Below are 13023 nucleotides of genomic sequence, written 5' to 3'. Positions count from 1 at the left end.
CTTTTTTACATTACAATTCAACACTTTGATTCATACATTGTTCAACAAAATTCCCCCAATCGTCCATTAATGGTTTACGTTGTTCGAGATAGGTAGAACGATTGTAAGCATTTCGTACTTTATTTTGGCTTTTATGCGAAAGGCAAGCCTCAATAATTTCAACATTCAAATCAATAAATTTTTCACTTAGATAAGTGTTTGCAATAGAGCGCAAACCGTGTGATGTCAATATACCCTTGTAACCCATTTGTTTGATATTGTTATTGGCAATTTGCGCACCAATGGGTTGCGAAGGTTTTTTGATGCTTTGGAAAATGTAAGCACTACGACCTGTTATGGGTTGCAATTTTTGTAAAATTTTAACCGCTTGTTTTGAAAGTGGGATTGTAAAGGGCTGCTTCATTTTCATTCGTTCAGCAGGAATGTGCCAAAGTGATTGTTCAAAATCAATTTCAGCCCATTTGGCATTAGCAGCTTCTTTAGGACGAGCAATCGTTAAAAGCAAAAATTTAATCAATGATTTAATGATGAAATCAGCGTGTGAATCATTTAGTGCAACGAAAAATTCAGGCAAATGTTCAGGACGAATGGTTGGGTGATGAGTGGATTTGGCTTTAACAAAGGTTTCAGCAATATCAGTACATTTATTGTATTCGATAATGCCACGATTCACCGCAAATCGCATTATTTCGTTGATTGTTTGCAATAACGATATGCCTGTTGCATTAACACCACGTTGGAACAAAGGGGTTACCATTTGAGTAACTTCAATGGGTTTAATTTGAGCAATGGGAATATTGCCTAATGTCGGAAAAGCATAGAGTTCAAGACGACGCCAATGATTTTTTAATGTTGCGGTTTTGATTTCAGCTGATTTTTTTGACTTCCATTGTTCAGCAATCGCAAAAAACGTATTTTGTGTTGCTTGCAATTTTTCGTACTTTTCAGCTTTGATATGTTGTTGTGGGTCAATGCCGTTAGCAACAAGTTGTCGATATTCATCACGCAATGCACGTGCTTTTGATAGACTGATTGCAGGATATTGACCCAATGACATTTTGGTTCGTTTTTTCGTAATCGGCTGATAATAGTTGAATCGCCACGATTTTGACCCCGTTGTCGAAATCAACAGAAATAGTCCGCCACCGTCAGTCAATGTATAGGGTTTATCAGCTGCTTTTGCTTTTTTGATTTCAGTATCAACCAGTTGATGTACCTTTTTCGCCATTGTTCACCTCGTATAAGTTCAAAACATGAACATAAAATCATCGTTTATAGCTATAATAGTAACCATAAAAATAACCACCTCAATGATTGGATACCAATATGGTTACTAAAAAGCTGGATTTTGATGCGATATTATGAATTATAATGAGTTATTCAAAATATGTAAACCTATTGATAATTAAGGTATTTTGCTATTTTGTGGTATACTCTGAAATATTAGAGCAATTTATATATAAAAATTTTCCTAACACCTCATAAGTTATAATTCCATCATTTTCACTTATTAAATTTTTAAACCATTTAGTATTAGTGCTATTTTTGTCAATATCTAGTACTTCAAAAATTTCACTTTTAGTTAAAGGCTTTTGGTATAAAGAACGGGATGGCGCAGCCTCTTTATTGGATAACATCAATATATTAGGATTTTCTTCTGCAAATTTAGCAACTCCTCTTGCTAGGGTGCCTATATTTGTTAAGCGTTTAACGGCTTCAACAACAATATCTTGCATACAGCTAGGAACCCATTTTAATCCCACTTTACCATTTTTTGCGGGTATCCATCGAATACCTAATTGCTTATTTCCTAAGCTATCATTCTCCCATTCTAAGCAATTAACAGATAACGACATTAACTCAGAACAACGAGATGGAGCAACCATAAGTAGAGCCATAACAGCTGTGTAATATTCAGTTTCTTTGTCTAAATTGGGGGCATCATGAAAGAGTTTAGCTACCAACATCATTTCTTCATCAGTTGGCATTTTACTGGAGCGGTATTCTTTTCCTTTTTCATCCAGTAATATAGTCAAATCTCTAGGGCGTTTGTAAGGACTTTTCCATAAAGGTAGTTGAGGTGTAATTTGATTTTCTCTACAAAAATCAAATAATTTTTGAATTTGATAACCTAATTTATTGACTGATTCCGTACCTTTTTTATATTTTTTTGATACGATATTTTCTACTTCATGAATAACTAAATAATCAAGCTGAAGTATGTCAGCTTTTCCTTTAATATTGTAGAGAGCCATTTCAACTATACGTAAAGATTCAGTATGTCGGGCTAAATTCCGAATAGGATTTAGAGAATAAGTATAACGAATATAGGCTTTGGCAAATTCAATGAATGGTGCAGCTAATGGCTCATATTTATAAGCTGTAGATTTAATTCTTTCTGTGGAAAAACGAACCTGAACTGGATAAATGCTGAATGTTGTTTTCCATTGGTTGTTTTCCCAGCAATCATTTCCAAAGGTAGTAAGCTGATTTTTACTGAAATTAATAAATTGCTCTAAATTAGATTTAGGATTATTATCTTGTGGAGTAAAAATTAGATTATTCATAATTAGTGGCTCCCAATAGTTCTTTTCATATCATTGCAAGCTTGAACAACATACTCAACAGCTAAAATAATACGATCTTTGGATGATGCATAATCTATGCTTTTGGTTTGTTTTAAACGTTCTTCCTTTTCCTCATACAACTTATTTAAGATTTGTTGATGAGGACCATCAACGAGCGGTCTAAACTTAGGACATAAATAACAAGTTTCATAGCCAGTTATACAAAAATCATTTGTACCACAAGCACCTATTGTATCTATTCCGTTATTGGTTATTAAAGATGTTGGATCGTGCCCCCTCTCGCTTTCATTTAAGTTAGAAATAATTCTACCTGTAAATGCTTGAGCTAGTTTTCCCATTTCAGCACCCATAACACGATCAATGTATTGCACTGTATCAGCTGTATTTTCAGTATAAACTTTAACGTTTTGTGTATCTGTATGATCTAGGAGCTCTGCTATAATCGTTGCCCCACCCCCTTTTCTTCCTAGATTTGTTCCTCTAGTATGGCGAAAACGTCTTGCTGTTACATGAATAATTTCACCTGTTCGTTCTGAAATTGCTTTTTGGTGAATACAGAATTTTCGTAATGCGTATAGCTCCAACGAAGAAGCAGAATAATGAAAAATATCTTTGTTTAATAATGAAAGATCAAAATTCCTATTTTTGATATTCTTCTTTAAACAATTCCAATCAATAAACATTGGTAATTTCATTTTATAACTAGAAATAAAGGTTTCATCAACCAGACTAAGCAATTTCTTATATTGATGTTCCATAAAGTTTAGGAGAATTAAATATAAGTCCTCTGTGATAGCAAGCTTTTTAAACGTTTCTCTAAATAGCCCTCCTCTTTTTTTTGCACTAGGGATATTTAGAAAATAATTCCATGTTCCTTGAGAGATTTCCTTTCTTAGGTCTTCAAATTTTAAATGGCGTATTTGAATGGGTCTTCTAGCTGTAGATTGAAGTAAGTGAATATATGCATATGTTTCAAATGAAATAAGATCTTCTCTCCAAAGTCTAGCTAGTTCAGCCATTAAAGCTAAAATTTCATTTTCGGTAAATGCTCCTGTATAAGGGCATCTCATTAATACCGATTTACCTTTATCATTTCCACTCAAAGTAAAACTTTCTAGCAACGACACAACAGATTTGTCAACTCCATAATAGCCATACTCATGCCATGACAGTAAAAAACCCTTTAATGCTCCTAAATGCCACTCACGTTCTTTACCTAAAGTAGCTTTCCAATTTATTATCACAGATGTATCAATAATATTTGAGTTAGTAGTCATTACAAATTCTTGGAATCGACGATGCATATTAAAAGTATGGTAGCTAGAATATTTTTCAGCATAAATAGCAAGTGTTTTTTTAAATCCTTCTAGTGTTTTATGATCTATATCTAATACAGATTGAGAGAAATTAATTGTAATATCTTTACTTATATGCCAAGAGTTTTCATTTTCATCAAATACATACCCATCTCTTGACTGTCTAAAACGTTTATTCTGATTCATAATTATCAACCTTTTTTTGAAAGTCAATCTGAAGATCTAATAATATTTTGTTAGCTTTTTCTCTTATATAACGTTGATTATAAATATTTCCTGATTTCTCGGATGTATGTCCCATAAGATGTTGTCTCATCTTTGCTTCTTTTTCGGGAGAAATAAAATCTTTATGAGAAGAATCATGATTTACATTTTGATTATTTTTATCCACCTTTCGTGAAAAATCTAAGTTCCATTCATGACGAAACATATGTGGATGAATAATCGAAAATTTAGAATCTATCTTTTTCATCGTTGGTACAATAACATTATCAAAAGAACTGGTACTAATTGGGTTTCCTTGTGTTTTTCCTTTTCGATGGGTTACAAATAAATATGGATGTTTATTAGCGTTAGGAATCTTAGAGCGATAGTTCATAATATAGTCATTGATAAGTTGAGCTATATTTTGTGAAATAGGAAGTCGCCTTTCTTTCGTTTTACTTACAGCTTGCTTCTTCCTTGTGTCAAATTTATCATCATGCGTGCGTCTAATTGTAATTGAGGATTTAGCTGTTCCTATATCAATAAATGGGATTTGAATTGATAATAGCTCTCCTCTTCTAATCCCTAATTCCTTTAATAAGATAAACATTAAATGGTTTCTTTTTCTAATTCCAATATCTTGAAATGGATTATTAGGATTAGAAAAGCTAGCAATAGACATAAACTCATCTAACAATCCATCAGGTAGCTCACTTTCTGGTTTGATAGATAATGTTTTATGATTTTTAGGTCTTGACTCTTTAATTAACGTAATTAGTTTCGTCAATTTTTCAATATATTCATTAGATACATTAATTACTTTAGATAGAAATAATATGTATTCTGAAAGCGTTGTTAGTCTATTATATTGATGACTAAGAGATACGGCAGAATAAATATCAATAAATTGAGTCCTACCTTTCATTAACACACTTTTTTTTGTATTGATTACATTCTTTCGCTTTTTTACATTTATTCTCATATGTTGGATAAGAGATTCTAATTGGTTTTCTGTTAAGAGTACTTTGTTATGAATTAGATCACTAATAACAAGATTATTCTGTTTTTCCCAATTCATTATCCACTGTATAGTTCCCAGCTTATTTCTAATTGTGTTTACTGCGGATTGATTACGTAGTTCTACAGTTACCCATAAGGTTGAATAAAAATCAGGAATACCAGTTTTAACATTAACCAATATAGGAAAACGTTCTCCATTTGAAAAAAGGACTGTTTCTAATCTATGCATATCCATTTAATTTACAAAAATATCATATATAAATACTATCAAATTAAAGATATTGTGTCAAAATTAATGTAAAAAAAGAGAACCCTTTTAAAATAAAGGGTTCTCTATATTTATATGGATTTTATTTTACAGTTTTAAATTATATGTAACTCAGAACGGAATATTATCATCCCCGAAATCATCTACTGGCGCTTGAGTAGGTTGAGTTTGTTGCATAGGCGCTGACTTAGCAGCTGGTTTGCTATAACCTGTATTGCTACCAAAACCATTATCTTGTGGTGCAAATCCACCTTGGTTTGCATTGCGGCTATCTAACATTTGCATTACATCGCCTTGAATTTCGGTGGTGTAACGCTCCTGACCAGATTGATCTTGCCATTTGCGTGTACGTAAGCGACCTTCTACATAAACTTGTGAACCTTTACGTAAATATTCCCCTGCAACTTCCGCTTGACGACGATAGAACACAATACGATGCCATTCAGTCACTTCGCGGCGTTCGCCTGTATTTTTATCTGTCCAACTTTCACTGGTTGCCACACTAATATTTGCGACTGCTTCGCCATTTGGCATAGTGCGAATTTCAGGATCATTACCTAAACGTCCTACGATAATTACTTTATTGATACCCGCCATAATTTCCTCTTTTGACTCAAAATTTGTTGTTTATTGTGCCTGAAAACAACTGGAAAATCTATAAATTTTCACTGGTTATTTTAACAGATATAAAAATGTGTGATAATAGTTCCAGTTTTAAAAAATAATGTTGTGATATTGGAAAGCGAAATGGATCAAATTGATATTCGAGGGGCCAGAACCCATAATTTAAAAAATATAAACCTCACTATTCCACGTGATAAATTGATTGTCATCACTGGTTTATCGGGTTCTGGAAAATCCTCTTTAGCCTTCGATACGCTTTATGCTGAAGGGCAGCGTCGTTATGTGGAAAGTTTATCTGCTTATGCACGTCAATTTCTTTCCCTAATGGAAAAACCAGATGTGGATAGCATTGAAGGTCTATCTCCCGCCATTTCGATCGAACAAAAATCAACGTCGCACAATCCTCGTTCTACAGTGGGTACGGTTACCGAAATTCACGACTATCTTCGTCTTTTATTCGCTCGAGTGGGGGAGCCACGCTGCCCTAAACATGATGTGCCATTAGAAGCGCAAACTATTTCGCAAATGGTGGATAAAGTATTAAGTTTACCTGAAAATAGCAAAATGATGTTACTTGCTCCCGTAGTGAAAGCGCGTAAAGGCGAGCATGTCAAAGCGCTAGAGCAAATTGCAGCGCAAGGTTATATTCGAGCGCGAATTGATGGCGAAATCTGTGATCTTTCCGATCCTCCAAAATTAGAATTACACAAGAAACATACCATTGAAGTGGTGGTTGATCGATTCAAAGTGCGGTCTGATTTAGCCACAAGATTAGCGGAATCTTTTGAAACCGCATTGGAACTCTCGGGTGGTACAGCGGTTGTTGCTGATATGGATAATCCAAATGCAGAAGAGCTTATCTTCTCCGCTAATTTTGCTTGTAGCCATTGTGGTTATTCCGTACCCGAATTAGAGCCACGGTTATTTTCATTTAATAATCCAGCAGGCGCTTGTCCAACCTGCGATGGCTTAGGTGTGCAGCAATATTTTGATGAAAGTCGCGTGATTCAAAATGCATCGATTTCTTTGGCAAATGGGGCAATTAAAGGCTGGGATCGTCGCAATTTTTATTATTATCAAATGCTCACATCCTTAGCGAAACATTATCAATTTGATATTGAAACACCTTATGAGGACTTACCTTCGCATATCAAACAAATTATTTTACATGGCTCAGGGCACGAAGAAATTGAATTTACCTATTTAAATGATCGTGGTGATAGCGTGATTCGTCGTCATAGTTTTGAAGGTATTTTAAATAACATGGCTCGCCGTTATAAAGAAACGGAATCTATGTCAGTCCGCGAAGAATTAGCTAAAAACATTAGCACGCGACCTTGTGTGGAATGTGGTGGCTCACGATTACGTTCAGAAGCGCGTCATGTTTATTTAGCGAACACGACACTCCCAGATGTGTCCGAAATGAGCATTGGTGAAGCATTGGTTTTCTTTGAAAATCTTTCCTTAACAGGTCAAAAAGCGCAGATTGCAGAAAAGATCTTAAAAGAAATCAAAGAGCGACTTTCTTTCTTAGTCAATGTTGGATTAAATTATTTATCTCTTTCACGTTCAGCGGAAACCTTATCTGGTGGTGAAGCACAACGTATCCGTCTTGCTAGCCAAATTGGTGCTGGATTAGTCGGTGTCATGTATGTATTGGACGAACCTTCTATTGGCTTACACCAACGAGATAACGAACGTTTACTTAATACTTTGTTACACTTACGTAATTTAGGCAATACAGTGATTGTGGTTGAGCATGATGAAGATGCCATTCGTGCCGCAGATCATATTATTGATATTGGACCAGGCGCAGGGGTTCATGGCGGACAGGTGATCGCACAAGGCACCGCTGCACAAATTATGACAACGCCAGAATCCATTACGGGTAAATTTTTGTCGGGCGAGGAAGCAATAAAAATTCCCCAAAAACGCACCGCACTTAATAAAGAAAAATTGCTCAAACTCAATGGTGCAAGCGGGAATAATCTTAAATCCGTTGATTTAGAAATTCCTGTTGGACTATTTACTTGTATCACTGGTGTTTCTGGCTCAGGCAAGTCAACGCTGATTAACGACACGCTATTTCCTCTAGCTCAGAATGCGCTAAACCGCGCAGATAATATTCATTTTGCGCCTTATAAATCCATTGAAGGTTTAGAACATTTCGACAAGGTGATTGATATCAATCAAAGTCCTATTGGGCGAACACCACGTTCAAACCCAGCCACTTATACGGGATTATTTACCCCAATCAGAGAACTCTTTGCAGGCGTACCTGAAGCACGAGCAAGAGGATATAACGTAGGACGTTTTAGCTTTAACGTGCGCGGTGGACGTTGTGAAGCCTGTCAAGGTGACGGCGTGATCAAAGTGGAAATGCACTTCTTACCTGATGTATATGTGCCTTGTGATCAATGTAAAGGTAAACGCTATAATCGTGAAACCTTAGAAATCCGCTATAAAGGCAAAACCATTCATCAAGTACTTGATATGACAGTGGAAGAAGCGCGTGAGTTTTTTGATGCGATTCCTGTAATTGCACGTAAATTACAAACCCTTATTGATGTGGGATTATCCTATATTCGTTTAGGGCAATCTTCTACTACTTTATCTGGCGGTGAAGCACAACGTGTTAAATTAGCCACAGAATTATCTAAACGTGATACGGGGAAAACCCTTTATATTTTAGATGAGCCAACCACAGGTCTGCATTTTGCGGATATCAAGCAATTATTAGAGGTATTACATCGCCTACGCGATCAAGGCAATACCATTGTGGTGATTGAACATAATTTAGATGTAATTAAAACGGCAGATTGGATCGTGGATTTAGGTCCAGAAGGTGGCTCTGGTGGTGGACAAATTATTGCCACCGGTACACCAGAACAGGTTGCTCAACATCCACATTCTCATACTGCACGATTCTTAAAACAGATATTAGAGAAATAATAAAATGGCTTAAACTGATAGAAAGTTTAAGCCATTTTTATTACCTTAAAATTAAGTTAGAAAATCACTTCTAAACGTAAAAACGCACCGAGATGATGTTTACGATCATGCTTTCTATCATTGTAGAAAGTCAGTTCAGGTTGAATAAAGACCCACTCGCGCAAGATTGGTTGTCGCCAGTTCACAAAAGGTCCATAATGATTAACATCAAATTTCTTACGCCCAATATCGCCCCCAATAGAAAGACCATAGTTTAAACGTTTATAACCAGCGAAATTATGTTGGCGGTAAAGACTGTTGCCCCAAGTTGTGTTTTCATCCTCATCATGTGTATATTCCAGATAAGTATGGTTATTGAAAAAGGTGCTATCAGAATCTTCAAATTTATTCTCTAGGTTAGTGCGTAAATAATGCTTACTCTTAATTCCATAACGATAAATTTGCTCTAATCGGGTTGAGAATTGGTCATCATGTTGCCATGTTTTACTTGCTTTGAAACGTAAAAACACATCAGCGCCTGAACGAATACCTAAATCGACATCCGTATCAATTCCCCATTGTTTAATGCCATCAGACCAGCGGATCGCAAAGGAATTATTGTCATGACGCGCTTGTTTCTTATCGTAGTGTTTATCCTTTTCCAATGGGGTGCGATAATTAGGTGCCGTTTGGTTACCATCGCGAGATTGGTTATCTAAATCTTCATCCCCCATCACCACGCTAATATGTTTTTTCAACGCAGGTAAACGAATTTTCGCGCGCACTCTTGGCTTTATTGAATAACCATCATAATGATTCCAAGCGCTATCTAGCATCAGACGTAAATTGGCGCTCGCGGGTTTATTCGGATCTGGTGTTCCCACCCAATCATCAATGGTATTCGACCAACTATGAAGCGTTTCTTTTACTTTCGCATGCTGTTGATCCACGACAGTATCATTTGCTAGTGCCATGGTTGGCAGTAAAAATACCACAATTGGCATCGCCCGTTTTATCTGTTTCATGGAATCCCCCTCATAAATCAGCTTTCATATTACGCTAAAATAAGAAAAATCCAAACACAATCCTCTTTTCAAAAAGAAAAATTTTGAATACAATTAGCGCGCCTCAATTGAGGTAATTTATAACTAAATATAATTAAGGAAAATCAATATGAAAATTAGTGCTCGTAACCAATTAAAAGGTAAAGTAGTATCTTTAGAGCGTGGCGCGGTAAATGCGATTGTGGGAATTGACATTGGTGGACAAGTCATCACTTCAACTATTTCTGTTGCAGCAGCTGAAGAATTAAAACTTGAAGTTGGCAAAGAAGCTTATGCTGTAATTAAAGCAACTTCTGTAATGATTGCAATCGACTAATCATTATCCAAAAAGAAAGAGGCAATTTATTGCCTCTTTTTCGTTTCTGACGACTGAAAAAGTGCGGTGGATTTTCTTTCATTTTTATTTTCGCTATAATGCCAAGCTCAATGTAGAGGGACTTCAACAATGACGCAATATAATAAATTACGAATTGAATGGGATTGCAGACGCGGTATGTTAGAGCTTGATAAAGTGATTATGCCATTTTATCAGCAACATTTTGATGAACTATCCGAAGCACAAAAAAATACCTTCATTCGTTTGCTTGCTTGTTCCGACCTACAATTATTTTCTTGGTTTTTCAACCGCACTTCTGCGCCTGATGAAGAATTACAGGCAATGGTTGACTATATCCAACAAACACTTCAATTAAATAAATAACTTTTTGCAAGATTTTGAAAAAAGATTGAACTTTTTACAAAAGGCTTGCTCTAATTCAATACAAGACACTTGCGGCTTTTCAGTTAAGCAAGTAACAAGAGAAAATATGGCTGAGCAAATTACAGATCAGGCTTTAGTAGAAAGAGTGCAGCAAGGGGATAAAAAAGCCTTTAATTTGTTGGTTTCTCGTTATCAAAATAAAGTCGCAGGTTTATTAACACGTTATGTGCCACGAAATGATATTCCTGACGTTGTGCAAGAATCCTTTATCAAAGCGTATCGCTCAATGGATTCCTTTCGCGGTGAAAGTGCTTTCTACACATGGCTTTACCGAATCGCTGTCAATACAGCAAAGAATTATTTAACGGCGCAAGGTCGCCGACCACCAAATGAAGATATTTTAGCAGAAGATGCTGAAAGTTATGATTCAGGTGTCAATTTACGTGATGTCGATACGCCAGAAAATGAACTTCTGTCGGCAGAATTAAAGAAAATTGTGTTTGATACCATTGATTCCATGCAAGAGGAATTAAAAACAGCAATTACATTACGTGAACTTGAAGGTTTAAGTTACGAGGAAATTGCCGAAATTATGGATTGTCCAGTTGGCACCGTACGTTCTCGCATTTTCCGCGCTAGAGAAATTATCGAAAATAAAATTGGTCCGTTGTTACAACGATAATGCAAACGTTATAACAATGACAAAAAATTAATATTGGGGTATTTACATGCAAAAAGAGTTACTTTCCGCATACATTGATGGTGAACAAGTAAGTAACGAATTCACTGCAACATTATGTCGTGACGAGGGCTTACAACAAAGCTGGCAAAGTTTCCACGCAATTCGTTCAGTAATGCGTGAAGAAACACCAGTTTTCCTTGGTGCTGACTTTACAGCGAAACTTGAGAGTCTCATTGGAGCCGAAGAAAATATTCAAGTATCACAGCCGTTGCCAGAAGAAGTGAATACATCACCATTTATGCAAAAGCTCAAAGCTATGTTAATGCCATTAAGCCAAGTTGCAGTGGCCGCAACAGTTTGTTTAGTTGCAGTGTTAGGCGTGCAAAGTTTTAATGCAAATCAAGCAGATAAAAGCGCAGATACACCGGTTTTACAAACCTTACCATTTAACAATGGCGTGCAACAAGTAAGCTATAATGCGCCAAGCAAAGATGTCATTAGCAATGAACAACTTGAGCAAAAAAATAAACGTATGGGCGCGATGTTACAACATTATGAACTACAACGCCGCTTACATGCAGATGGCATGAACTTAGGTCAAAATCACAAGTAATTCCCTCTTTAATAGATGATCACCACCCTTTGAGGTGGTGATTTTGTTTAGGACAGCATATGGCAAAAATAATCAAAATTTACACCGCACTTTCATTATTCTTTGGACTATCCTCTGCAGTATGGGCGGAAACAGCATCGCCAAAACAATTATTAGAATCCATGCACAAAGCACAAAGTCAGCGAAATTATCAAATGCTGTTCGTGCAAAACAATGTAGCGGGTTTACAAACTTTCCAGTACAAACATATCAATACGGACAATAAAAGTTACGCGCAATTAACCAACTTAGATGGCGCTAAGCAAGATATTATTCGCCGCGATAATTTAGTCAGCTACTTACACACCAATTTTGCGCCATTTACTATTAAAGCGGCACATATTGTGGATCATTTGCCACAAATTATGTCCTCCAATATCAACAAGTTAGCTGAAAATTATGACTTCTCAGATTTGGGGCGCAATCGTATTGCCGATCGCTTAGTGAAAATCATTAAAATCATGCCAAAAGATAATTTTCGTTATCAATATGTCGTCTTCATTGATGATGAAACCCAACTTGTTTTACATAGCGATATGATTGATCGTGCTGGCAATGTGTTAGAAAGTTTTCATGTGGTTAACTTAGAATTAAATACGGATAAACAATTAAGTGAACAACTGGATAGTTTGACTTACCCTCCATTATTAACAGAGCAGCATGAGGCTCAACAAAAAATAACCAACTGGACAACCACTTGGCTGCCAAAAGGTTTCCACATTATTCATGAAAGCATTGATGTAGAAAATAAAGAAAACGAGAAAATAATAGAAAGTCGTTTATATAGCGACGGTTTGTTTTCATTTACCATTTATGTGGCAGACAAAATCATTAATGAGCAACAAGAAAGTCTATGGCAGCAAGGGGCGAATACTATTTATAGCGAAACCATTAACGACAAGGAAATTACCTTAATCGGACAAATTCCTGCTGCTACTGCCAAACGTATTGTGCAAGATATCAAATTCAAATAG

General features: G+C 36.0%; 12 protein-coding genes. 6 read left to right on the top strand and 6 right to left on the bottom strand.

The window, feature by feature from the left end; genetic code table 11:
- Positions 1-10: 10 nt before the first annotated feature.
- From ACUXZ4_RS02495 to ACUXZ4_RS02475, 5 genes are all read right to left on the bottom strand, one after another.
- Entirely contained in the window at positions 11-1228 is a 1218-nt protein-coding gene (locus ACUXZ4_RS02495) for a tyrosine-type recombinase/integrase (RefSeq protein ID WP_464973482.1), read from the bottom strand.
- 190 nt (positions 1229-1418) lie between these two features.
- The gene (locus ACUXZ4_RS02490; protein WP_464973481.1) at positions 1419-2567 is read right to left on the bottom strand and encodes a hypothetical protein; all 1149 of its coding nucleotides are present in this window, start codon (positions 2565-2567) and stop codon (positions 1419-1421) included.
- Between the two features lie 2 nt (positions 2568-2569).
- Positions 2570-4090, bottom strand: a complete 1521-nt coding sequence (locus tag ACUXZ4_RS02485; RefSeq protein ID WP_464973480.1) for a site-specific integrase — start codon at positions 4088-4090, stop codon at positions 2570-2572.
- On the bottom strand, positions 4077-5357 hold the full coding sequence (locus tag ACUXZ4_RS02480; protein ID WP_464973479.1) for a site-specific integrase: 1281 nt from the start codon (positions 5355-5357) through the stop codon (positions 4077-4079). Before ACUXZ4_RS02480 ends, ACUXZ4_RS02485 begins: the two co-directional genes overlap by 14 nt.
- A 150-nt stretch (positions 5358-5507) precedes the next feature.
- On the bottom strand, positions 5508-5993 hold the full coding sequence (locus tag ACUXZ4_RS02475; RefSeq protein WP_464973478.1) for a single-stranded DNA-binding protein: 486 nt from the start codon (positions 5991-5993) through the stop codon (positions 5508-5510).
- 150 nt (positions 5994-6143) lie between these two features.
- Here ACUXZ4_RS02475 and uvrA point away from each other — a divergent pair, with 150 nt between their 5' ends.
- A complete protein-coding gene (uvrA, locus tag ACUXZ4_RS02470) occupies positions 6144-8972 on the top strand; it encodes an excinuclease ABC subunit UvrA (protein ID WP_464973477.1) in 2829 nt (942 codons plus the stop codon).
- Between the two features lie 56 nt (positions 8973-9028).
- On the opposite strand, the gene ACUXZ4_RS02465 is transcribed toward uvrA, so the two are convergent.
- Complete coding sequence (locus ACUXZ4_RS02465; RefSeq protein WP_464973476.1) at positions 9029-9976, bottom strand: hypothetical protein; 948 nt, start codon at positions 9974-9976, stop codon at positions 9029-9031.
- 148 nt (positions 9977-10124) lie between these two features.
- Here ACUXZ4_RS02465 and ACUXZ4_RS02460 point away from each other — a divergent pair, with 148 nt between their 5' ends.
- From ACUXZ4_RS02460 to rseB, 5 genes are all read left to right on the top strand, one after another.
- Positions 10125-10331: a TOBE domain-containing protein gene (locus tag ACUXZ4_RS02460; RefSeq protein ID WP_464973475.1), complete on the top strand. Its 207-nt coding sequence runs from the start codon at positions 10125-10127 to the stop codon at positions 10329-10331.
- A gap of 129 nt (positions 10332-10460) precedes the next feature.
- Entirely contained in the window at positions 10461-10715 is a 255-nt protein-coding gene (locus ACUXZ4_RS02455; RefSeq protein ID WP_464973474.1) for an FAD assembly factor SdhE, read from the top strand.
- 106 nt (positions 10716-10821) lie between these two features.
- Positions 10822-11397, top strand: a complete 576-nt coding sequence (gene rpoE, locus ACUXZ4_RS02450; protein ID WP_464973473.1) for an RNA polymerase sigma factor RpoE — start codon at positions 10822-10824, stop codon at positions 11395-11397.
- Positions 11398-11443: 46 nt separating this feature from the next.
- Positions 11444-12010, top strand: a complete 567-nt coding sequence (locus tag ACUXZ4_RS02445) for an RseA family anti-sigma factor (RefSeq protein ID WP_464973472.1) — start codon at positions 11444-11446, stop codon at positions 12008-12010.
- Between the two features lie 59 nt (positions 12011-12069).
- Positions 12070-13023 carry a sigma-E factor regulatory protein RseB gene (gene rseB / locus ACUXZ4_RS02440; protein WP_464973471.1) on the top strand — a complete coding sequence of 318 codons (954 nt, stop codon included), beginning with the start codon at positions 12070-12072 and terminating at the stop codon, positions 13021-13023.

The sequence above is a fragment of the Reella acinonychis genome, from assembly GCF_052828705.1.
The sequence above is the reverse complement of the archived record's forward strand: the minus strand, read 5'-3'. Positions and strand labels throughout refer to the sequence as shown.